The sequence below is a fragment of the Sodaliphilus sp. genome, from assembly GCF_045598405.1.
In the GTDB taxonomy this organism is placed as follows: Bacteria; Bacteroidota; Bacteroidia; order Bacteroidales; family Muribaculaceae; genus Sodaliphilus; species Sodaliphilus limicaballi.
The window spans coordinates 1-23,324 of sequence record NZ_JAZLLZ010000153.1 but is presented as its reverse complement, the minus strand read 5'-3'; the positions used below and the strand labels follow the sequence as shown (position 1 = coordinate 23,324).

Annotated in this window: 18 protein-coding genes and 1 tRNA gene; 6 read left to right on the top strand and 13 right to left on the bottom strand. The window is 54.3% G+C overall.

The window, feature by feature from the left end; all coding sequences use genetic code 11:
- The first annotated feature begins 289 nt into the window (after positions 1 to 289).
- The 4 genes from mtaB to serS all read left to right on the top strand — a co-directional run bounded on the left by mtaB (position 290) and on the right by serS (position 4,634).
- A complete protein-coding gene (mtaB, locus tag ACKI3C_RS10560) occupies positions 290 to 1,591 on the top strand; it encodes a tRNA (N(6)-L-threonylcarbamoyladenosine(37)-C(2))-methylthiotransferase MtaB (RefSeq protein ID WP_407404807.1) in 1,302 nt (433 codons plus the stop codon).
- A 51-nt stretch (positions 1,592 to 1,642) separates the two neighbouring features.
- Entirely contained in the window at positions 1,643 to 2,647 is a 1,005-nt protein-coding gene (locus ACKI3C_RS10555; RefSeq protein WP_407404805.1) for a glycosyltransferase family 2 protein, read from the top strand.
- Between the two features lie 179 nt (positions 2,648 to 2,826).
- Positions 2,827 to 3,276 carry a GatB/YqeY domain-containing protein gene (locus ACKI3C_RS10550; RefSeq protein WP_407404803.1) on the top strand — a complete coding sequence of 150 codons (450 nt, stop codon included), beginning with the start codon at positions 2,827 to 2,829 and terminating at the stop codon, positions 3,274 to 3,276.
- 86 nt (positions 3,277 to 3,362) lie between these two features.
- Positions 3,363 to 4,634 carry a serine--tRNA ligase gene (gene serS, locus ACKI3C_RS10545; RefSeq protein ID WP_407404801.1) on the top strand — a complete coding sequence of 424 codons (1,272 nt, stop codon included), beginning with the start codon at positions 3,363 to 3,365 and terminating at the stop codon, positions 4,632 to 4,634.
- A gap of 82 nt (positions 4,635 to 4,716) precedes the next feature.
- On the opposite strand, the gene mutS is transcribed toward serS, so the two are convergent.
- From mutS to kbl, 10 genes are all read right to left on the bottom strand, one after another.
- Entirely contained in the window at positions 4,717 to 7,335 is a 2,619-nt protein-coding gene (mutS, locus tag ACKI3C_RS10540) for a DNA mismatch repair protein MutS (protein ID WP_407404799.1), read from the bottom strand.
- Between the two features lie 150 nt (positions 7,336 to 7,485).
- Positions 7,486 to 9,525, bottom strand: a complete 2,040-nt coding sequence (locus tag ACKI3C_RS10535; RefSeq protein WP_407404797.1) for an alpha amylase C-terminal domain-containing protein — start codon at positions 9,523 to 9,525, stop codon at positions 7,486 to 7,488.
- Between the two features lie 74 nt (positions 9,526 to 9,599).
- Complete coding sequence (locus ACKI3C_RS10530; protein ID WP_407404795.1) at positions 9,600 to 10,472, bottom strand: neutral zinc metallopeptidase; 873 nt, start codon at positions 10,470 to 10,472, stop codon at positions 9,600 to 9,602.
- A gap of 168 nt (positions 10,473 to 10,640) precedes the next feature.
- Positions 10,641 to 11,537, bottom strand: coding sequence for an FKBP-type peptidyl-prolyl cis-trans isomerase (locus ACKI3C_RS10525; protein ID WP_407404793.1), 897 nt, complete (start codon positions 11,535 to 11,537; stop codon positions 10,641 to 10,643).
- 52 nt (positions 11,538 to 11,589) lie between these two features.
- The gene (locus tag ACKI3C_RS10520; protein ID WP_407404791.1) at positions 11,590 to 12,189 is read right to left on the bottom strand and encodes an FKBP-type peptidyl-prolyl cis-trans isomerase; all 600 of its coding nucleotides are present in this window, start codon (positions 12,187 to 12,189) and stop codon (positions 11,590 to 11,592) included.
- A gap of 146 nt (positions 12,190 to 12,335) precedes the next feature.
- Complete coding sequence (locus ACKI3C_RS10515) at positions 12,336 to 13,226, bottom strand: glycerophosphodiester phosphodiesterase family protein (RefSeq protein WP_407404789.1); 891 nt, start codon at positions 13,224 to 13,226, stop codon at positions 12,336 to 12,338.
- Between the two features lie 9 nt (positions 13,227 to 13,235).
- Positions 13,236 to 13,934 (bottom strand): SIR2 family NAD-dependent protein deacylase, encoded by a 699-nt coding sequence (locus ACKI3C_RS10510; protein ID WP_407404787.1) that lies wholly within the window; start codon positions 13,932 to 13,934, stop codon positions 13,236 to 13,238.
- A gap of 62 nt (positions 13,935 to 13,996) precedes the next feature.
- Complete coding sequence (locus tag ACKI3C_RS10505; RefSeq protein ID WP_407404809.1) at positions 13,997 to 14,374, bottom strand: GxxExxY protein; 378 nt, start codon at positions 14,372 to 14,374, stop codon at positions 13,997 to 13,999.
- A 53-nt stretch (positions 14,375 to 14,427) separates the two neighbouring features.
- On the bottom strand, positions 14,428 to 15,381 hold the full coding sequence (locus ACKI3C_RS10500; protein ID WP_407404785.1) for an NAD-dependent epimerase/dehydratase family protein: 954 nt from the start codon (positions 15,379 to 15,381) through the stop codon (positions 14,428 to 14,430).
- A 112-nt stretch (positions 15,382 to 15,493) separates the two neighbouring features.
- A complete protein-coding gene (kbl, locus tag ACKI3C_RS10495; protein WP_407404783.1) occupies positions 15,494 to 16,678 on the bottom strand; it encodes a glycine C-acetyltransferase in 1,185 nt (394 codons plus the stop codon).
- A 386-nt stretch (positions 16,679 to 17,064) separates the two neighbouring features.
- On the opposite strand from kbl, the gene tyrS reads away from it, so the two are divergent.
- On the top strand, positions 17,065 to 18,357 hold the full coding sequence (tyrS, locus tag ACKI3C_RS10490; RefSeq protein WP_407404781.1) for a tyrosine--tRNA ligase: 1,293 nt from the start codon (positions 17,065 to 17,067) through the stop codon (positions 18,355 to 18,357).
- 224 nt (positions 18,358 to 18,581) lie between these two features.
- Positions 18,582 to 18,655, top strand: a tRNA-Gln gene (locus ACKI3C_RS10485).
- Positions 18,656 to 18,931: 276 nt separating this feature from the next.
- On the opposite strand, the gene ACKI3C_RS10480 is transcribed toward ACKI3C_RS10485, so the two are convergent.
- The 3 genes from ACKI3C_RS10480 to ACKI3C_RS10470 all read right to left on the bottom strand — a co-directional run bounded on the left by ACKI3C_RS10480 (position 18,932) and on the right by ACKI3C_RS10470 (position 23,257).
- On the bottom strand, positions 18,932 to 21,493 hold the full coding sequence (locus ACKI3C_RS10480) for a TIM-barrel domain-containing protein (RefSeq protein ID WP_407404779.1): 2,562 nt from the start codon (positions 21,491 to 21,493) through the stop codon (positions 18,932 to 18,934).
- A 230-nt stretch (positions 21,494 to 21,723) separates the two neighbouring features.
- Positions 21,724 to 22,662, bottom strand: coding sequence for a tRNA epoxyqueuosine(34) reductase QueG (gene queG / locus ACKI3C_RS10475; protein ID WP_407404777.1), 939 nt, complete (start codon positions 22,660 to 22,662; stop codon positions 21,724 to 21,726).
- Positions 22,643 to 23,257, bottom strand: coding sequence for a polysaccharide deacetylase family protein (locus ACKI3C_RS10470; RefSeq protein ID WP_407404775.1), 615 nt, complete (start codon positions 23,255 to 23,257; stop codon positions 22,643 to 22,645). Before ACKI3C_RS10470 ends, queG begins: the two co-directional genes overlap by 20 nt.
- Positions 23,258 to 23,324: the final 67 nt, after the last annotated feature.

Sequence of the window (23,324 nt, the reverse complement as noted above, 5' to 3'; positions counted from 1 at the left end):
TTTATAAAAAAACTATGAAAAACACACTGGGGACAGCCCGAGCGGCCGGGGCAAAGCCCCTTTGAGCGGAAAAAGCTACCGCCTGTTCTGGCTATTTTTCACAGCCTCTTGTCATTTGCGACTGCAAACATAGTAACTCTGTGGTGGAAGTAGCAGTTGTCATCGTCGTCAAAAACCAGTCATCGCAGCGAAATCGTATCGTAGCGAGCAACGCGAGCGCATCGTCATCGTTTTTTTAGTCATTCGTTCTTCGTTTTTTAGTGAAAAAAGCAGTAACTTTGCATGATTTATGGAAGCAAAGAAAACAGTATATTTCGAGACTTTGGGTTGCAAACTGAATTTTTCAGAGACTGCCACCATGGGGCAACTCCTTGCCGAGCAAGGCATTGAAGCAGTTCCCGATGGCGGCACACCCGACGTGTGCGTGATAAACACCTGCAGCGTCACCGAACTTGCCGACAAGAAAGGACGTCAGCACATACGCAGCCTTCACAAGCGTTACCCCGAGGCCCTTATCGTGGTCACCGGTTGCTACGCGCAGCTCAAGGGCGATGAGATAGCGCAGTTGCCCGGAGTGGATATCGTGCTGGGGCAGGATCAGAAAGGCGAGATTGCCCAATATGTAACCCGCTGGTTTGGCGACCGCAACAGTGTGGAGAGCATTACCCCCACACGCGACATCAGGCGCTTTGTCCCCTCGTGCGAGTGTGGCAGCCGCACCCGTTACTGGCTAAAGGTGCAGGACGGTTGCGACTACTACTGCAGTTACTGCACCATCCCCATGGCACGCGGACGCAGCCGCAGCGGCTCCATCGAGAGCATCGTGGCACAGGCACAGGACGTGGCGTCGAAAGGCGGCAAAGAAATCGTGATCACAGGCGTCAACATAGGCGACTTCGGCAAGAACACCGGCGAGCGTTTCATCGACCTGATACGTGCATTTGACCAGATAGAGGGCATAGAGCGTTACCGCATCTCATCGATCGAGCCCGATCTGCTCACCGACGAGATTATCGAGTTCTGCGCTCAATCACGTGCGTTCATGCCCCATTTCCACATACCATTGCAGTGCGGCAACAACGAGGTGCTCAGGCTCATGCGACGCCACTATGACCGCGAGCTCTTTGCCGAGAAAGTGCACCGTTGCCAGGAACTCATGCCCGATTGCTTCATCGGCGTGGATGTGATGGTGGGCAGCCGCGGCGAGACCCCTGAATGCTTTGAGGACAGCTACAACTTCCTCGACTCGCTCTCGTTGCAGCATCTCCACGTGTTCCCTTATAGCGAGCGCCCCGGCACCATGGCGCTGCGCATCCCCTACGTGGTGAGCCAGCGCGACAAGCAGGCTCGCGCACAACGCATGATTGAATTGAGCGACCGCAAGCAGCGTGAGTTCATCGAGCGATACCTGGGCACCGTGCGGCCCGTGCTCATGGAGGCTCCGCACGGCTCCGCACCCATGCACGGCTTCACCGACAACTACATACGCGTCAACGTGCCGCACCGCCCCGAGCTCGTCAACACGGTGGTCAACGTGCGTCTCGACAGCATCGCCGGCCCCGACCTCACCGTGGATGCTACGATTGTGTGACGAAACTTGAAGAATCGATATTTCGACTTTTCGAGAGAATTTTTATAGAAAATGAAGAAAGTAGCAGTAATAATATTAAACTGGAACGGCGCTGCATTGCTGCGCAAGTATCTGCCCAGCGTGGTCTCCAACACTAACCCCGACATCGCTGATGTCGTTGTGGCCGATAATGGCAGCACCGATGACAGCCTCAATGTCCTGGCCGATGAATTTCCGTCGGTCAAGGTAATCACCCTGCCCGAGAACTACGGGTTTGCCGAGGGTTACAACCGCGCCCTTGCCGTGACCGGGAACGAATATACCGTGCTGCTCAATAGCGACGTGCGCACGCCTCATGGATGGCTCGACCCCATGCTTGACTACATGGAGACGCACCCCCAGGTGGGAGCACTGCAACCCAAACTCCTGCACGACAACGGCGAGGGAGGCAAAGAAACCTTTGACTATGCCGGTGCTGCGGGCGGATACCTCGACTGCCACGGGTACCCCTACTGCCGCGGACGCATCTTCGACAGCGTGGAAGATGACCTCGGACAATATGACGACATCACCCCCAGCATCTTGTGGGCTAGCGGAGCCTGCCTAATGGTGCGCACCGAGCTATACAAGCAAGCCGGAGGTCTCGACAAGGATTTCTTTGCCCACATGGAGGAAATAGACCTGTGCTGGCGCATCATCCTCAGCGGCAGCGAGATACACATGTTGCCCAAGAGCCGTGTCTATCACCTGGGCGGAGCAAGCCTGGCCTACGGCAACCCGCGCAAGACCTACCTCAACTTCCGCAACAACCTCTTGCTGCTGCACAAGAACCTGCCTGCAGCCGACGTGAAGAAAGCCCTCTTCACGCGCCGCCTGCTCGACACCCTGGCATGGGGCATGGCAGTGGCAAAGTTCCACTGGGCCGACGCGCGAGCTATCCTCAAGGCTCACAACGACTTCCGAACGATGCGCAAGAACTACACGCAGCATCCCACACGCAACCTGCTCAAGGAAATGCCCGAGTGCCGCTGCAACATCATCACCGACTATTACCTCGGCGGGCGCAAGAAATTCTAATTGCTCGCTTGATATAGGCGGGATAGGCGGGATAGCTGGAATAGCCTAGATAGCCTAGATAGCCGGGATAGCCTAGATAGTCTTTCGTTTTTCGTCTTTCGTTTTTTCGTGTTTCGTTTTTTTCGTTTTTCACAAAAAATCATTAACTTTGTGGGTTGAAACATAAAACAGCAATCACTATGGCAATATTTGATAACGTGAATGCGGGCATCAAGGCTGCTATGCTGGCCCGCGACAAGGTGCGCCTGGGCGCATTACAAGGCATTAAGGCCGAACTGCTGCTCATCAAGACCCAGCCAGGCAACAACGGAGAGGTGAGCGATGAGAACGCACTCAAGGTGCTCATGAAAATGGCAAAGCAACGCAAGGAGAGCGCAGCCCTCTACACCGAGAATGGCCGTGAGGACCTCGCAGGCGAGGAACTGGCACAGGCTGCCGTGATTGAGGAATTCCTGCCCAAGATGATGAGCGCCGAGGAACTCGAAGCCGCCGTTAAGGAAATCATCGCCACAACAGGAGCCACCTCTATGAAGGACATGGGCAAGGTCATGGGCCTCGCAACCAAGCAGCTTGCTGGCAAGGCCGAGGGAAAAGCCATCAACGCCCTGGTGCGACAACTGCTTTCTTGAGATTTTAAGAACGGATAAAAGATATAGTATAGATAACTATAGAAACTATAGATAGAAAAAAAACAACTAAAAAACAACAATAAAAAATGCTTACACTTCAACTCATCAATGAGAATCCCGAGGCTGTGATTGAGCGCCTTGCCGTCAAGTGCTTTGACGCGCGCGAGCCCATCACCCGCGTTGTGGAACTCGACAAGCAACGCCGCGCAGCACAAAAGGAGCGTGACGACAACGCTGCCGTGCTCAACAAGATGGCAGCGCAGATAGGTGCCCTCATGAAGCAGGGCCAGCGCGAGGAAGCCGAGGCCGTTAAGGCACAAGTGGCTGCCCTCAAAAACACCAATAAGGAAATCGACGACCGCCTCAAGGCTGCCGAAGACGAGATAACAGAGATTCTCCTCTCTATCCCTAACGTACCCTACGAGGGTGTGCCTGCCGGACGCACTGCTGCCGACAACGTGGTAGAGAAAGAGGGCGGCGACATGCCCAACCTGGGCGAGGATGCACTCCCCCACTGGGAACTCGCCAAGAAATATAACCTCATCGACTTTGACCTGGGCGTGAAGATCACAGGTGCAGGTTTCCCCGTCTATATAGGCAAGGGTGCCCGCCTGCAGCGCGCGCTCATCCAGTTCTTCCTCGACGAGGCCAGCGAAGCCGGCTACGTAGAGGTTGAGCCCCCCTATCTCGTGAACGAGGATTCAGGACGCGGCACTGGCCAGCTCCCCGACAAGGAAGGCCAGATGTACCACGCTACTCTCGACAACTTCTACCTCATCCCCACAGCAGAGGTTCCCGTCACCAACATCTACCGTGATGTCATCCTCAGCCAGGACGAGCTTCCCAAGAAGAACTGCGCTTATTCAGCATGCTTCCGCCGCGAGGCCGGCAGCTATGGCAAAGACGTGCGCGGTCTCAACCGCCTGCACCAGTTTGACAAGGTGGAAATCGTGCGCATCGAGCGTCCCGAGGACTCTTATGCAGCTCTCGAGGAGATGAAGGACCACGTTCAGGGTCTGCTTGAGAAACTCGGCCTCCCCTGGCACATCCTGCGCTTGTGCGGCGGCGACATGAGCTTCACCAGCGCCATCACATTCGACTTTGAAGTGTGGTCGGCAGCACAGCAACGCTGGCTCGAGGTAAGTTCGGTTTCTAACTTCGAGACTTACCAGACCAACCGTCTGAAGTGCCGCTACCGTGGCGACGACAAGAAGACACGCTTGTGCCACAGCCTCAACGGCTCGGCTCTCGCACTGCCCCGCATCGTGGCTGCATTGCTCGAGAACAACCAGACACCCGAGGGAATACGCATCCCCAAGTGCCTGCACAAGTACACCGGTTTTGAAATAATCAATTAATAAAAATAGTTTTTTCATAAACCAAGTGGCGTTGCTCGTGAGAGTAGCGCCACTTTTTTTCGATATATTGCGGTTTTGGCATTTACTGGTGTTTGCCGGTGAGTATTCCCTTGATATCGTGCAGTTTGTTGAGGGCTTCCATGGGGGTGAGGTTGTTGATGTCGATGTGCAGAATCTCGTCGCGTATCTGCGTGAGCACGGGGTCGTCGAGCTGGAATATCGACAGCTGGTAGCCACTGCGTGATGATGCCACGTCGCCCAGGTCCTTGGTCACAGCAGCGCCGCCTTGCGAGTTGGCCTCGAGCTGTTTGAGCACTTGGCCTGCACGATCGACGATTACCGGCGGCATACCCGCCAGCTTTGCCACATGAATACCGAAACTGTGCTCGCTGCCACCCTTCACAATCTTGCGCAGGAACACAACCTTGCCGTTCATCTCCTTCACGCTCACGTTGTAGTTGACAATGCGCTTGAAGTTCTTCTCCATCTCGTTGAGTTCGTGGTAGTGAGTGGCAAAGAGCGTCTTGGCACGTGCACGGTGCTCATGGATATATTCCACGATAGACCATGCGATCGAGATGCCGTCGTAGGTGCTGGTGCCGCGGCCCAACTCGTCAAAGAGCACAAGGCTGCGCTCGCTCAGGTTGTTAAGTATCGAAGCCGCCTCGGTCATCTCAACCATGAAAGTGGATTCGCCCTGCGAGATGTTGTCGCTGGCGCCCACACGGGTGAATATCTTATCGACCACGCCTATCCTGGCGGCCTGTGCAGGCACATAACAGCCCATCTGGGCCATGAGCGCGATGATAGCCGTCTGTCGCAGCAAGGCACTCTTACCAGCCATGTTGGGACCGGTGATGACCATTATCTGATCCTCGTCGTTGCTCAAGCGCAAGCTATTGGGCACATACAGCTCGCCCGGGGGCAGCTGACGCTCGATCACGGGATGTCGGCCCTCAGTGATGTCGAGGTCCAGGCTCTCATCCACCACGGGGCGGTTATACTTGCCCTCGGCAGCCACCACGGTGAACGACATGAGGCAGTCGAGCTGCGCAAGGATGTTGCAGTTGACCTGAATGGCGGGGATAAACTCGGTCACAGCCATCACAAGTTCGTTGAACAGTTGCGCCTCGATGACGAGGATCTTCTCCTCGGCGCCCAGAATCTTCTCCTCATAGTCTTTGAGTTCCTGGGTCACATATCGCTCGGCGTTGACAAGCGTCTGCTTGCGTATCCACTCCACGGGAACCTTGTCCTTGTGGGTGTTGCGCACCTCGATGTAGTAGCCGAAGACGTTGTTGTAGGCAATTTTCAGGCTAGGAATGCCCGTGGTCTCGCTGAGGTTGCGCTGCATGGCCATGAGATAGTCCTTGCCGCTGTGGGCGATTTCGCGCAACTCGTCGAGCTGCGGGTCCACGCCTCGCATTATCACGTTTCCGCGGTTCACCTGGTTGGGTGCGTCGGGGTTGATTTCCCTGTCGATGCGCTCGGCTATCGATGCACAGGGATTTAGCTGGTCGCCCATGGCGTTGAGCACGTCGCACGTGGCATCCATGCACATGTGTTTGATGGGTCGCACGGCCTGCAGCGCGCACTTGAGCTGCACCAGTTCGCGCGGAGTGATGCGTCCCACGGCAGCTTTGCTGGTGAGTCGCTCCACGTCGCCCATCACCTCAAGCTGCTGCTTGAGCAAGTCGCGCGCCTCGGGGTCACGGAAGAAGTGCTCCACCACGTTGAGACGGCGCTCGATAGCAGCCACGTCCTTGAGGGGGAAGAGCACCCATCGATGCATCAGTCGGGCACCCATAGGCGATAGCGTGCGGTCGATAACGCTTAACAGCGACTTGCCGCCATCGGCCATCGAATCGACCAGTTCAAGGTTGCGCACGGTGAACTTGTCGAGGCGCACATATCGCTCGGCCTCGATGCGCGATAGCATGGTGATGTGCTTCACCTGGGTGTGCTGCGTCATGTCGAGATAGTGCATGATAGCACCCGCCGACACGATGGCACACTCCATGCGGTCCACGCCGAATCCTTTGAGGTTCTTGGTCTCAAAATGCTTGAGCAGGCGGTCCATGGCGCTCTCCATAGTGAACGCCCAGTCGTCCATCTCGAAAGTGAGGTACTGGCTTGAGAATGAGTCGGCAAAACGCTTGCGGTCGCTGCGCTCGATGAGCACTTCCTTGGGGTTGAAGTTGCCCATGAGCTTATCTACATACTCCACATTGCCCTCGGCCACCAGGAACTCTCCCGTGCTGATGTCGAGCAATGCCAGGCCCACGTTTTTCTTGCCGAAGTTGACCGCAGCCAGGAAGTTGTTCTCTTTGCGGTCGAGAATCGTGCCGCTGGTCACAACACCGGGTGTGACCAGCTCTGTGATGCCACGTTTCACCAGTTTCTTGGTGAGTTTGGGGTCCTCAAGCTGGTCGCAGATGGCCACACGCTTGCCAGCACGCACCAGCCTGGGCAGATAAGTGTCGAGTGCATGGTGCGGGAAACCAGCCATCTCGGTCGCTGCGGCAGCCCCGTTGGAGCGCCGTGTGAGCGTGATGCCCAGGATCTCGGATGCCGTCACAGCATCCTGAAGATATGTTTCATAGAAGTCTCCCACGCGAAACAAAAGCACCGCATCGGGGTGCTTCTCTTTCATAGCCATGAATTGCTTCATCATGGGCGTGTTTAATGCGTCTTTTGCCATCGTGCAGTATTTTTTTAGAAATACAAAGATACTACTTTTTTACGAAAGACGAAAAACGAAAGGTAAAAACGTGAGCTTGAATGACCAGTTTTTTTTAGTGGCTGTTGAATAGGCTACATGAGCTAGATAGGCTATATAGGCTTCTAGTGATTACTTCTTGCGGAGTATCGTCGCTGTGCGGGCGGGGAGGTAGAGCTTGAGCCAACCGAGGTGAGCGTCGGCGTAGAGCGGGTCGTGCTCGGTGAGGTGGTTGGCCTCTTCCTGGATGTTGCCCCAGCCGCCATACTGCGTCTCGTCGCTATTGAACAACGGCTCGTACTCGCCCTCGGGCGCCAGCATGCCGTAGTCGCTGAACGACTTGAACGGGTGGAAGTTGAACACGAACACGAGGTCGCCGCGCATGAACGCGAGCACCTGGTCACCGTCGTTGTCCCACAGTTTCTTCACCTCGCGCGATTCAAATCCCTCGGTGTCTGCCAACAGGTGCATCACGTCGCGGTCCCATGCCGCTAGGTACTTATACTTGAGGTCGTCGCGGTCGAGCAGATCCCACTGACGGCGGGCATACTTGTGGCTCCAGCCGTTGCCCTCGCGCGGGAAGTCAATCCACTCGGGATGGCCCCACTCGTTGCCCATGAAGTTGAGATAGCCGCCGTTGATGGTCGATGCGGTAACCAAGCGTATCATCTTGTGCAGCGCCATGCCGCGTGCCACGGTGCCGTCGTCGTCGCCGTCCATCATGTGCCAGTACATCTCCTTGTCGATGAGGCGGAAGATGATGGTTTTGTCGCCCACCAGCGCCTGGTCATGGCTCTCGGCGTAGGAGATGGTCTTCTCATCGGCGCGGCGGTTGGTGGGTTCCCAGAAGATTGATCCAGGCTTCCAGTCCTCGTCTTTGCGCTCCTTGATGGTCTTGATCCAGTAGTCGGGGATGCCCATCGCCATGCGGTAGTCAAATCCCATGCCTCCGTCCTTGAACTTGCGCGCCAGGCCGGGCATTCCGCTCATTTCCTCGGCGATGGTGATAGCGTTCTTGTTGGTGCCGTGTATCACCTCGTTGGCAAGCGTCAGGTAGGTGATGGCATTAGTGTCCTGGCCACCATTGTAGTAGTCGCCATAGCCGCCGAACGACTGTCCCAGGCCGTGGCTGTAGTATAGCATCGAGGTCACGCCGTCGAAGCGGAAACCGTCAAACTTGTATTTCTCGAGCCAGAAACGGCAGTTGCTCAACAGGAAGTAGAGCACCTCGTTCTTGCCGTAGTCGAAGCACAGCGAGTCCCATGCCGGGTGCTCGCGGCGGCCGTCGCCGTAGAAGTACTGGTCGATGCTGCCGTCAAAGCGTCCCAGGCCCTCCATCTCGTTTTTCACAGCGTGGGAGTGCACGATGTCCATGATCACAGCGATGCCGCGGGCATGGGCGTCGTCGATGAGGTGCATGAGTTCCTCGGGGGTACCGAAGCGGCTCGACGCTGCGTAGAAGCTCGACACGTGGTAACCGAACGACCCGTAGTAAGGGTGCTCCTGAATGGCCATAATCTGGATGGCGTTGTAGCCGGCTTTTTCCACACGGGGCAAAATCTCGGTGCGGAACTCCTCGTAGGTGCCCACGCCCTCGCGATTCTGCGCCATGCCTATGTGGCACTCATAGATGAGCAGAGGCGATGTGCTGGGCTTGAAGCGTTTCACCTTGAACTTATACTCCTCGTCGGGGGCCCACACCTGCGCCGAGAAAATCTTGGTGGCCTCGTCCTGAACCACGCGGGTGGCATAGGCGGGAATGCGCTCGCCGCTGCCGCCGTCCCAGTGCACATTGAGCTTGTAGAGATCGCCGTGCTTGAGCGCATGTGCAGGCAGGTTCAGTTCCCAGCTGCCGTCCTCAAGGCGTTTCATGGCAAAGGGTGCGCAGTCGGTCCACTGGTTGAAGTCGCCCACCATGTAGATGGCGGTAGCGTTAGGTGCCCATTCGCGCATCACCCACTTGCCATCGGGCAGGCGGTGCAGGCCGTAGTATTCGTGGGCATTGGCCCAGTCCTTGAGCTTGCAGTTGCCGCCTGTGAGCTCGTTAATCTTGCGCACGGCGTCGTTGTGGCGTCCGTCGATAGCAGCCTCAAATGGTGCCAGCCAGGGATCATCCTTGATGATGCGCAGTGTTTTCTTGCGTGATATGGGTTTACGTTTACTCGTTGCCATGATGCTTGTTATTTATTTAAAAAAATCCCGGATTTCCCGGAAAAACCGGAAGTTCCGGGGGGATAGAAGTTTTTTTACAATGTAGCGTCGCTTTGCTGGAATGTGGTTCCGCGGCTCATGTCGCCGGTGTCGAGACCCAGTTTGAGCCACTTCATGCGTTGCTTTGAGGTGCCGTGGGTGAAGCTTTCAGGCACGTCGTAGCCCTGTGCTTTCTTCTGGAGATAGTCATCGCCTATCACTTGCGCGCAACGTATTGCTTCCTCAAGGTCGCCGTCCTCGAGCGAACCGAAGAGCTTGTTGTCGTGGTGTGCCCACACGCCGGCATAGAAGTCGGCAAGGAGCTCCAGTCGCACGCTCACCTTGTTGGCCTCGGCCTTGTCCATGTGCGACATCTTGTTGTGTGCCTCTCCCAGAGAACCCAGGAGGTACTCAACATGGTGCCCCACCTCATGGGCGATCACATAGGCATAGGCAAAGTCGCCGTCGGCACCCAGTTGCTGGCGCATGCCAGTGAAGAACGAGAGGTCAATGTAGAGAGTCTGGTCGGCGCTGCAATAGAAAGGCCCCATCTGCGCCTGTCCCTGTCCGCATCCGGTGCTGGTGCTGCCTGTGTAGAGCACCATCTTGGGGTTCTTGTATTCGCCCAGGCCATTCTCGCGGAAAACCTTGGCCCACACGTCCTCGGTGCCGGCAAGAATCTGGCGAGAGAACTTGGCAAGTTCTTCTTCCTCGGGGGTGAACTGCTGCTGTCCGTCTTGCGTTTGTTGCTCAACGGCTATGTTGCCAGCCTGCTGGAGCACGTCGGTGATGTCGCCGCCACCCATAAACATCATGATGAGCGCGATGATGATACCGCCTATGCCGCCTATTCCGGCTATCTTTGCGCCACCGCTCATGCCGCGGCGATCTTCCACATTACTGCTCTCTCTGCGTCCGTCTAATTTCATATTTCTTGTTTTTTGAGATTATACTGTAAGTTAGTTATTGCAAAGGTACTGTTTTTTTACGAAAAACGAAAGACGAAAGACGAAAAAACTAAAAACGCTTCGCCAAAGGATGACCTTGCAGCGAAGCGTTCTTGTTATTTTACAGGGCAAAGCCCGTTCTTGTATCAATTACTGGGCGGGAGCAACCTCAACGGGCACTTGGTGTCCGTCGGGAGCTGTTACCTTCTGGGCCTCAACAGTCTCGAGAACGAACACGAGAGTCTCGTTGGGACCAATCTGGGGCTGACGTCCGTCGGGGCCATAAGCAAGGTCACCGGGGATTACAACCTCAACCTTCATGCCGGGTTTCATCAGCTGAAGAATTTCAGCAAATCCGGGGATAACGCCCTGGCAGCGGAAAGGAACTGCCTCACCCTGGCTGTTGTCAAACTCCTTGCCGTCGATGTGTGTGCCCACATACTTGGTCATGATCACGTCGGTCTCCTTGAAGTTCTCGCCAGCACCTTCAGCCAGCACCTTGTAAACAAGGCCGCTCTTGGTGGTGATGTAAGACTTGTCGGCTTTCTTCTTGTTGATGAATGCCTCGCCAGCCTTCTTGTTCTCGATAGCAACGGGATCGTTTTCCTTGGCTTGTCTAGCAGCGCGCTCCATCATGCCGTTGAGCTCCATGCTCATCTGCTGCAGCTTGGTCTCGTCCATCACAGAGTCGGCAAGAAGAGTCTTGATGAAGTTCTTCTTGAATGCCTCGTGGTCGATTTCAAAACCAGCCTGGTTCTTGAAGTTAACGAGCATACCCATAGCCTGCATACCGATTTGGATACCAGCCATGTAGCTGTGGTTGCTAGTATCGGCAGCCATCACAGTCTCGATACCCTTGACGAGCTCCTTGATGTCGATGGTTGAGTCTTCCTTAACCTGATATTTGATTTGGCTTCCATACAGTGTACTCATGTATTCGCTGATAGAATCAGTGAGAGGAGTGCTTGTGTCGGCCTTCTTTTCATTGCAGCTGATAACGCACATTGCGAAAGCTGCAATAAGAACAACTGAAAGAATTTTCTTCATAGTTTTTTTAAAAAAGTTATTGTGAATGATTTTTAATTAATTGTCGCAAGAATTAGAGATGGTCGCCGCTGCGCTGCACCTTGATGAGCTGCACGTCGAAGATCAGTGTTGAGTTGGGCTGGATGGGGCCTGTTCCGTGGGGGCCGTATGCCAGCTCGCTGGGAATGAAGAAACGATAGGCGCTGCCTTCGCTCATGAGCTGAAGGCCTTCGACCCAGCCGGGGATAACCTGACCCACGCCGAATGTAGCGGGCTCGCCGCGCTCCTCGCTGCTGTCAAACACTGTGCCGTCGATCAGTCGGCCTGTGTAGTGCACTGTCACAGCGTCGGTTGCAGTGGGCTTGATGCCGTCGCCTTCCTTTACCACGAGATACTGGAGACCGCTTGCGGTGACCTTCACGTTCTCGTCTTTAGCATTCTCCTCGAGGAACTTCTTGCCTGCCTCGGCATTGTTCTTCTTGTTTTCCTCCTCAAGAGCCGTGAAGAACTCCTGAATGAATGCCTTGGCCTCGTCATAACTCATGAGTTTCTCCTCATTGTTATATACTGCCTTAAGTGCTGCCGCAAAGTCGTCGGCGTTGAGCTCGCGTATTCCCGAGCCAATGAAATTCTGGGCCATGCTCAGACCCAATGCGTAACTAAGTTTGTCCATTTATTTTGTAAAATTTTTGTGCAAAGTTACTGCAAGTTGCGTTAACTGCAAAATAAAAAGGGTTTAAAGTTTTTGAAAGTGCTGCGAATGTGGCCGTAATTAGGTTTATACTTCTTCTAAAACCCCTTGTCAACATAAAAGTATTACTAGTGGCGGCCTTGCAGGCGCAGGTAGTTGATAAGCAAGGCGGGGCGGTCGGTCTGGACGAGGCTGGCACCAGCATCGAGTACCCACTGCCAAGAGTCGCGGGTGTTGTGGCCAAAGACAGCGACATCGTCGTCGTGACCCGCACACAGACTGGGCCACAGGGTGTTGACCCATACCTTGGAGCCGCTCGCCTGTATCTTTTTCATCAAAGCCAACTCACGCTCACCGCACTGCGAGAAACAGCATTCAATGGCAAGAGGTTTCACTGCAAGCCACTCATCAATAATCACTCCGGCTTCGTCGCTGTTGAGATTTACCACGGGCATATAGATGGTGTGAGCCAGCACATCGGCATTCTCGCGCTGCACTTTGTCAAGGCGATGCCCGCTCTTGATGACTATCTGGTCGAGCATACCCATCTCGCGTGCAAGCGCATAGACCTGGGGGAAATAGTCATACCCCTTATCAATGTTGATGAGAATCTTGCCACGGGTGAGTGCAAAGACTTCTTCGATGGTGGGAATCTGCACGGTGGTTACGCGCCCCATGCCATTCTTGAGACGCAGGCTCTTGATTTGCTCGAGAGTGAGGTCGCACACGCGTCCCTGTCCGTTGCTGGTGCGGTTCACGTCAAAATCGTGCATGAGCACAAGATGGCCGTCGAGCGTCTTCTGCAAGTCTATCTCCACCATGTCCACACCCATGTCGATGCAATGCTCGATGGCAGGAAGCGAATTTTCAGGAGCACCGCGCCAGTCGCCACGGTGCGACACAACGATGACATGCTTGCCGGCAGGGTCGTTGAGTACTTGGAGCAAATTCTCAAACTGGCTAGCATGCGCCATGGTGCTCATGGCTATCGCAATAAGCATCAAGAGGAATCGTCTCATCACTGATGGTTATAGGGTTCTGAGTATCTCGATAAACTCGGCGACGCCCTGTGTGGCAGGCTTGGCAATCACGTTGACCCATTCAGGCACTGCGGCCGGCTTGGGGTCGATGTAGAACACCTTGGTGTCCTCGCGGGTGTATTGCAGCAATGCTGCGGCAGGGTAAACCGACAGCGTGGTGCCTATCACCACAAACACGTCGGCCTCTTGCGCCAGGCGGCATGCGGGCTGGAAATTGGGGACATCCTCGCCGAAGAACACGATGTGCGGACGCACGTGCAGTCCATCGCGGTCGGTAGTCTCGGGCGATGTGCACAGTCCCTCGCCGCTCAACTGGTCGCATGGCAGCTGATAGTAACTGTAAGGTTCGCGCATGGTGCGCACCTTCATGAGCTCGCCATGCAGGTGTAGCACACGAGTGGAACCAGCACGCTCGTGCAAGTCGTCGACGTTCTGCGTGACAATGTGCACGTCGTGAGTTTTCTCAAGCTCGGCAAGCGCAATGTGTGCCGCATTGGGCTGTGCTTCGAGCAGCTGCTTGCGTCGTTCGTTATAGAAATGGTGCACTAGCGCCGGATCGCGGGCAAACCCCTCGACACTGGCAACGTCCATCACAGGGTAGTTCTCCCACAACCCGCCGGCATCGCGAAACGTGGTGATACCACTCTCGGCGCTCATCCCCGCGCCACTTGAAACAACTATCTTCATATACTACTGTTTTTTTTTAAAACTACAGATTACGCTGATTACGCAGATTCTTTAAGCTGGATTTAGTAACGATGCTTTTGATTGATGAAACGCTCAAATTTTAATCTTGTTTCACCGAAATTAAACAAATAGCCCACTTGATATCCACTTGCTTTCAAATAATTTACGATCTGTGCCCTATGCACGTCATCCAACTTCGATACCGCTTTGAGTTCAAGAATAATGTCATTATGGCACACGAAGTCGGCCTTATATGGTTGTGCTAATGGAATACCCTTATATGTGATATATATTAGCTTTTCTCGTTCTGTAGGAATACATCGCGACTTTAGTGCTATTTCAAGTGCTTCTTGATACACTTTTTCAAGAAAGCCGCAGCCCAGAGTCCTGTGAACTTCCATTGCTGCCCCTATTATCGATGCTCCTTCTTCTTTGTAAATGAAATTTATAAAAAAATCTGAGTAATCTGTGTAATCTGTAGTTTTTTAGTTTATTACTTGAGGCGCTTGGAGAGTTTGTCGATCATGTCGCGGGTCATTGAGTCGAGGTCGTACTGGTGGTTCCAGCCCCACTCCATGCGGGCGCATGTGTCGTCGAGCTTGTTGGGCCATGAGTCGGCAATGCCCTGGCGCAGAGCATCTACCTGATACTCCATCTCGAAGGTGGGTATGTACTTCTTGATGTTGTTGTAGATGATCTCGGGGTCGAAGCTCATTGCCGCAATGTTGAACGAGTTGCGGTGCTTGAGCTTGCTCTCGTCGGCTTCCATGATTTCAATGGCAGCACGCAACGCGTCGGGCATATACATCATGTCCATGTAAGTGCCAGCCTTGATGGGGCAAATGAATTTCTCTCCCTTGACAGCGCTGTAATAGATATCCACAGCATAGTCGGTGGTGCCACCGCCAGGAGGGGTCACATAGCTGATGAGGCCAGGGAATCGCACCGAGCGGGTGTCCACGCCAAACTTCATGGCATAGTAGTTGCTGAGCAATTCGCCTGTCACCTTGGTCACGCCATACATGGTGCGGGGCTGCTGGATAGTGTCCTGCGGCGTGCCATCCTTGGGGGCATTGGGTCCAAACGAACCGATGCTACTAGGAGTGAACACGGCACACTTGTTCTCGCGCGCCACCTCGAGCACGTTGATCAGGCCGTTGATGCCTATGTGCCATGCCAGCAAGGGCTTGCTCTCGGCCACGGCACTGAGCAGGGCAGCGAGGTTGTAGATAGTGTCAACGTTATATTTTTTCACCACGTCGGCTATTTGCTGCGCATTAGTGATGTCGACCACCTCCATGGGGCCGCTCTCTGCCAGTTCGCCCTTAGGCTCGGCACCGGGGATGTATCCAGCCACCACATTGCCTCCGCCATAGACGCTGCGCAACTTCATTGCCAGTTCTGAGCCTATCTGGCCCGTAGAACCGATGATAAGTATATTTTTCATCGTTTTATTTGAGTAGTTAATTTCTTTATGTTTCTAGGATTTGAAGAGGTTAATGGGTTTAACGGTTTAAAGGTTAGGGGCTAACTCATTAAACCTTTAAACCGTTAAACTTTTACTTCAACAGTTCGCCCTTGACCTTGATGAAAGCAGCGATGGCCTTGTCGAGGTGCTCGCGGTTGTGTCCTGCCGAGAGCTGCACGCGGATGCGCGCCTCACCCTTGGGCACCACGGGATAGTAGAAACCTGTGACATAGATACCCTCTTCCTGCATGCGGGCCGCGAAGTCTTGCGACAACTTAGCGTCGTAGAGCATCACAGCGCAGATGGCACTCTGCGTGGGCTTGATGTCGAAGCCTGCTGCCATCATCTTGTCGCGGAAATAGTTCACGTTCTCCACCAACTTGTCATGCAGTTCGTTGCTCTCTTTGAGCATCTTGAACATCTCGATGCTTGCGCCCACGATGCCAGGAGCGATTGAGTTAGAGAACAGATAAGGACGCGAGCGCTGGCGCAGCATGTCGATGATCTCCTTGCGTCCGGTAGTGAAACCGCCCATCGCGCCGCCGAAAGCCTTGCCCAGCGTGCCGGTAAAGATGTCAATCTTGCCGTAGAGGTCAAACTGCTCGGCCACGCCGTGTCCTGTGGGGCCAACCACACCGGCAGAGTGCGACTCATCGACCATCACCAGCGCGTCATACTTCTCGGCGAGTTCGCATATCTTGTCCATGGGAGCCACGTTGCCGTCCATCGAGAACACACCGTCGGTGGCAATGAGGCGGAAACGTTGGGCCTGAGCCTCCTGGAGACACTTTTCAAGTTCCTCCATGTTGGCGTTAGCATAGCGGTAGCGCTTAGCCTTGCACAGGCGCACGCCATCGATGATCGAAGCATGGTTGAGCGCATCGCTGATGATTGCGTCGTCAGGACCAAGCAGAGCCTCAAAGAGACCGCCGTTAGCGTCAAAGCAAGAGCCATAGAGGATAGCGTCCTCGGTGTGGAAATAGTCGGCAATCGAAGCCTCCAGTTCCTTGTGTATGTCCTGCGTGCCACAGATGAAGCGCACGCTCGACATGCCGTAGCCATGCTCCTTCATCGTGTTGATCGAAGCCTCGATGAGTCGGGGATTGTTTGATAAGCCCAAGTAATTGTTGGCGCAGAAGTTAAGCACATCACTATCGGGTTGCACCTTAATGTCGGCGCGTTGCTCGGTGGTAATTATTCGTTCGTTTTTATACAAGCCGGCAGCCTTAATGTCGGCAAGTTCCTGAGTAAGGAACGCTTGCATTTTTCCGTACATAGTTAAAGAGGTTTTATCTAGTTAAGTTTATTTCTTGTTTTAAACTACAAAGTTATATAATAATTACGAAATGAGCAAATATAAATACCACAAGAACCACGCCCCCGCAGCAAAATCATTTCCCCAGAGTCAACATTCAGGAGCACTGCGCGCACTCTGATTTGCTCTGATTTGGGCATATTGCGTGAGTTTTTTGGGTAAAATCATTATTTTAAGGAGATGGCAGGACATACTGATTACATTGTTTTAGGCAATCTCTGTGCCCTCTGTAACTCTGTGAGAGCCCGTTTTTTTCGTTTTTCGTTTTTTTGTCTTTCGTCTTTCGTTAAATTTCACTACCTTTGCAAGTTGAAACATCGAAAAAAACATAAAAAAACAGCATAACAATGAATTTTGTAGAAGAACTTACATGGCGCGGCATGATTGCTAACATCATGCCCGGAACCGAAGAACAACTCAAGAAAGAAATGACATCGGCCTACGTGGGCATCGACCCCACTGCCGACTCACTCCACATCGGTCACCTCGTGAGCATCATGATGCTCAAGCACTTCCAGCGCGCAGGACACCGTCCCATCGCTCTCGTGGGCGGCGCCACCGGTATGATTGGCGACCCCTCAATGAAATCGCAGGAGCGCAAGCTCATCGATGAGGTCACTCTGCGTCACAACCAGGAGTGCATACGTGAGCAACTCTCGCGCTTCCTCGACTTCGACAGCGATGCCCCCAACCACGCAATCCTGGTCAACAACTACGACTGGATGAAAGAATTCTCATTCCTCAACTTCATTCGCGACGTGGGCAAGCACATCACCGTAAACTATATGATGGCAAAGGACAGCGTGAAGAAGCGTCTCGCTGCCAACGCCGACCACGGCATGTCGTTCACCGAGTTCTCTTACCAGCTGCTCCAGGGCTATGACTTCCTGCACCTCTATGAGCACGAGAATTGCCGCCTCCAGATGGGCGGTAGCGACCAGTGGGGCAACATCACCACCGGCACCGAGCTCATTCGCCGCATGAACGGCGGTGAGGCTTTCGCAATCACATGCCCCCTCATCACCAAGGCCGACGGCGGCAAGTTTGGCAAGACCGAGAGCGGCAACGTGTGGCTCGACGCTAAGCGCACATCACCCTACAAGTTCTACCAGTTCTGGCTCAACGTGAGCGACGCCGACGCGGCTAAGGACATCAAGATCTTCACCGACCTGGGTCGCGAGGAAATCGAAGCACTCGAAGCCGAGCAACAGGAAAACCCCGGCGCACGCCCCTTGCAGAAACGCCTTGCACAGGAAATCACCATCATGGTGCACTCACAGCAAGACTACGAAATGGCGGTAGAGGCATCACAGATCTTATTCAGCAACAAGGCTGCCGACGTACTGCACAAGATCGATGAGGACACACTCCTCTCAGTGTTTGAAGGCGTGCCCACATTCGAAGTATCGCGCGAAGCCATCGAGGCAGGCACACCCATGATCAGCCTGCTCACCGAGAACGCCGCAGTCTTCGCTTCTAAAGGCGAGATGCGCAAGCTCACACAAGGCGGCGGCGTGAGCATCAACAAAGAGAAGCTCGCCGATCCCAACGCTCCCGTGAGCGCCGACATGCTGCTCAACGGCAAGTACCTCCTCGCCCAGCGCGGCAAGAAGAACTACTACCTGCTCATCGTGAAGTAAAAGATATCAAGCATTCGAGTCATTGAATTATCGAATAATCGAAACATCGAAATCTCGAATAATCGATTACTCAACTTCTCGAAATTCTTGACCTAAAACTAAAAATCACAGGAAAAAACAAAAAAATTCTGCTCAATTCATTGCAGATTGAGCAGAATTTATTAACTTTGCACCGCATTTCGAGGAAACGCCCCCAGGGGCACGACTTCAAAATGACATAGGATTGTCCTATAGTGTAATGGTAACACAACGGTTTTTGGTGCCGCATTTCCTGGTTCGAGTCCGGGTAGGACAACCAAAAAGAATCGCTAACAGGTTGATAATAACTAGTTAGCGATTTCTTTTTTTCTCTGTTTTGGCGACTTATTTTACACTTAGCCCGAAAACAAAACCATTATTTGGTGGGATACTTTACAAAAAAGGTTAGCATAGTGGATGCCTTCGCCATAGACCTAGGTCTTGTTCCTGTTCTTGCCGTCACTCATGTCGGTGGCGAACTTGACGCCTTTCCTCCTCTTGATGACTGCTTCGAGCTTCGCAAGCAAAATAAATTTTGCCTTTTAATTTTCAGAATTTATTTCTTGTAGTTGATTTTTTCAAAAATCCACTGGGCGTCGGCCTTGGCGCGGTCATTGTCGCCAAATGTCTTGAACACCTCGGGAAGGTTGTTGTAGGTGGTGTTGAACTTGTTGACCCACTCAATCACATTCTCGGGGTTGTAGTTGATGCCCACGTAGAACGAACCGAGGTCGGCAACCTCATCGTTGAACAAACGGCCGGGGTTGCACTTGCTCTTGAACTCGTTGATGGTCTTCACCACACGCTTAGCACGGCCAATGGTGCCATCGGCAAGGTTGTGGGCAGGACCGGCGTAGTTCAGCACGACTTCGGTGGCAGTGCCGCAAGCCTTTTTGGGCAGCTTCACTACTACAGCGAGTTCCTTGGCATCGTAGGTGTAATCAGCCTTTTGGCCGTTTACGGTAACCGAAGCAGGTGCCTCTGAGCAAAGCACGCGCACGCTGAAGTCACGATTCTGCGCCATACCGGCATACTTGCCCTGGCGGGGAGCGATGTTCACTGTGAGGCGAGCGTCTTCGCGCTTTGACGACAGGGCTGTCCATGCGCACTCGGTCTCATAGTTCTTGCTCACGCCGGCGTCCTCATACATCTTGAACTCGCCGTTGCCACCGGGGAATACTGTTACCTCGACGGGATCATCGTTGGCAGTGAGGTTCTTCACCTTGCCACCGGTGAACGGAAGCACAGCGCCGGCCTTGACGTAGATGGGATACTCGTCGAGGGCGAAGTCGCGTTCAACCACCTGTCCGCCGTCGAGCATTGTGCCCGATACCATCTCATACCACTTGCCCTCGGGCAGCCACACCTTGATGGTGGTGAAGCCGTTGGTTGCAGGAGAGGTGACGGGAGCAATCATCATGTCGTCGCCAAACATGTACTGGTTCTTGAACTGATAAGCCTCCTCGGCACCAGGATAGTCGTAGTACATGGGGCGGCACATTGAGATAGATGTGTCGTGAGCCTGGCGCGCTGTGGTGTAGATATAGGGAGCCATGCGGTAGCGCTGCTGGATGATGTCGCGCAGCACATCGGTCACCTCGGGACCAAATGCCCAAGGCTCTTTCTCGAGGCGGTTGTCCTTAGTAGAATGGGTGCGCAGCACGGGGCTCAATGCACCGAACTGCATCCAGCGTATATAGAGCTCGGGATCTACATGATCCATGGCATCCTCGGGAGCTATATCGTCTCCCAACCCCAGCATGTGGCCGCCGATGTCGTGACTCCAGAAACCGTAGAGCACATTTGACGCAGTGTGGTTGAAGTAAGGCTGATAGTCGAGTGACTTCCATCCCATGTAGGTATCGCCCGAGAAACCAATCTGATAACGGTGGTTACCCAGTCCGCCCCAGCGGTGATAGAGCAGCGGGCGCTTGTTGGTAAACTTTTCTTGCTGAGTGAAGAAGGTGTAGTTGATCCACCAGGTGTTGCTCAGGCCGTCAACGAGCAGGTCATTGGGATACTGCTGCCAGTCGAGCCACCAGAAGTCAACGCCCTCTTTCTCCATGGGGTTGAGGATGTGCTTGAACAGGCCCTTGGTAAAGTCCTTGCGGCTGCCCCACCAGGGGATATTCTTCTTCTCGGCAGGGTTCATGCCCACCTCGGCACACATCTCGGGATATTTCTCTTCCCAAGTCATGACGCCATCAGCGGGATGGAGGTTGAGCGTGATCTTGAGGCCCTTGTCGCGCAAGTAGTTGAGGAACTTGTTGGGCTCGGGGAAGAGCGACTTGTTCCATGTAAATCCGGTCCAGCCACCGCGCACATTGTCGGTGTAGTGCCAGTCCATGTCAACGACAAGCACATCGATGGGAATCTGATAAGCGTCCATCTTGTCGATGAGGTCGCGCATCTCCTGGTCGCTGTAAGCCCAGTAGCGGCTCCACCAGTAACCGAACACGTAGCGGGGAGGCAGTGGCATCTTGCCGGCAAATGTGGCATAGTCGCCCAGCGCCTTCTTGTAGTCGTTGCCATAGGCCATGAAGTACCAGTCCTGGGCACCGTCGGCAGCCTTGCGCTCCTTCACCCAGTCCCAGTCGGTGTTGCCGTCAAAGAGGAAGTTCTTGGAGTCGTCGATGAGAGTCCAGCCGTCGCGGGCAATGACACCGTCCTCGACGGGGAGTTTCACCTTTTCCTTACCGGGGCTGAACACATCGCCCAGGCAACGGTCGAGGGTGCGATAGGTACCCTTGAGGTTAGCCTGCTGCTTCATGCCGGGCTTCCATGTGAACAGGAACGCGCCCTTGACGCCCTTAATCTCGGTATTCTTCTCGGTGAAAGCGCCACTACCTTTCTTGTAGCGGAGCTTCATCTTGGGAGTTGTGATTTCAACCCATGAGCCATCCTTGACGGTGTATTTCACGGGAGCATAGTCGCGCTCCACGGCTACAAACGACTTGTCGTCGACAAACTTGCCGTCGGGGGCATATTCCATGCGCACCGCGCCGTCGGTGATGACTGTGAAACGAACCGTGGCATCTTGATAAGCCACGTTATTTACTGCACTTGCAGTGAAGATTGCACCTAATGCAACAATAGCTGAGAGAACAAAATTTTTCATAATATCATTTTTTTCTCAAAAGTAATCAAATTATCTCACTTAGGCAAATGAAAAACTTCGCTCAACTCTTTCATTTGCTCATGGGTCATGCCGTCGGGCACAAATCCCATGCTGCGGGCATCGCACAGATGGCCGCTATGTCTTCTTTATCGAATCAAAGTTTATCTGAATTAAAATTCCCTTATTTCTGGTGGTTTGTTTTATCGAATGGCGAAAATTGTTACTGGGTGTTATTTCTCGTTGTTGGTGTTGAGGTTGCGTTTGAGGCCGGTGAGCTTGGTGCGCTTGACTGCGCTGTGTGAGAAACAGCGAGAGAATGCGGGCTGGTCCATTGCCGCTATGTCCTGGGCTGTGAGCGCGAGGAATGCCTCGCTGGGCTGCAGCTCGGGTACTGCGGTGGGTTGCGCGCCACGGTTGTGTGGACACGCCCGCTGGCACTCATCGCATCCATAGATGCGGTTGCCCATTGCTTCTCTGGCCCACTGGGGCAGTTCCTCGCCGCGGTACTCGATGGTGAGGCACGACAGGCACCGCGAGGCATCTACGGGGAGTCCGCCCGCGAGCGCCCCGCCAGGACATGCTTTCTCGCATGCCTTGCAGTCGCCGCACGTGAGTTGGCAGGGGTCGTCGGGGTGCAGTTCCAGTGTCGTGACTATGCCGCCCAGGAAGAAATATGAGCCCTTGCCAGGGATGATGAGAGTGTTGTTGCGCCCGACGAAGCCTATTCCCGCCTGCACAGCCCAGTATCTCTCGCGCAGCGGGGCGGTATCGACGCAGCAGCGTGTAGCCACGCCGTCGCCGGCAATCTCTTTGATATAGGCCGACATCTGGTGCAGGCGGTCGCGCATCACCTCGTGGTAGTCGCGTCCATAGGCATAATAGGCAAACTGGGGCACATCAGGGCTCTGGAACTGCGCGGGATAATAGTTCATTGCCACCATGATCACGCTGCGCGCGCCCTCGAGCAGCAGCTGTGGGTTGTCGCGCACGTCGAGATAGCGCGCCGCCCAGTCCATGCATCCGTTGCGCCCGGTGTCGATCCACCTGCGGTAACGCAAGGCAGCATCGGGACTCACGGCACAGGCTCGCGCTATGCCGCAGGCATCAAGGTCGAGCTCCGCTGCCCGCTGCTTGATGAGGGATTCTATGCTACATGGGTATGCGTTCAATCTTGTATCCTTGTGCCAGAAGCCACTCGATGGCCCGTGGCAGGGCCCACTTCATGCGCTCCTGCGCCTTGATGGAATCGTGAAAGACGATGATGGAACCGTTGCGGGCAAACCGCTTGACGTTGCCCAGCACCTGTTCGGGTGTGAGTTTCTTGCTGTAATCGCGTGTGACGAGGTCATACATTATTATGGTGTAACGCGAACGCAATACCCTTGACTGGCCCCATCGCAACAAGCCGTGTGGCGGGCGGAACAGTGGCGACTGGATGAGCTCGTGTGCCTCCTGCACATTGCGCAGATAGGTGCGAGTGGGCACCTTGGCGCCCTGCATGTGGTTCATCGTGTGATTGCCCACGCTGTGGCCGCGGCGTTTCACTTCCTCAAAGAGCTCGGGGTTGCGCTTCACGTTGTCGCCCACGCAGAAGAAGGTGGCCTTGACGCCATAGCGGTCGAGCGTGTCGAGCACCCAGGGCGTAACCTCGGGCACCGGACCGTCGTCAAAGGTGAGATAGACCGTGTGCTCGCGCTTGTGTATGCGCCACAGGGTCTCGGGAAACAGCATGCGGTAAAACAGCGGCGGACGTTCGACTAGCATATCATAATTATTTCTCCCACAGAGTTTACAGAGGGGAAAGGTCTCCCACAGAGACACAGAGGACACG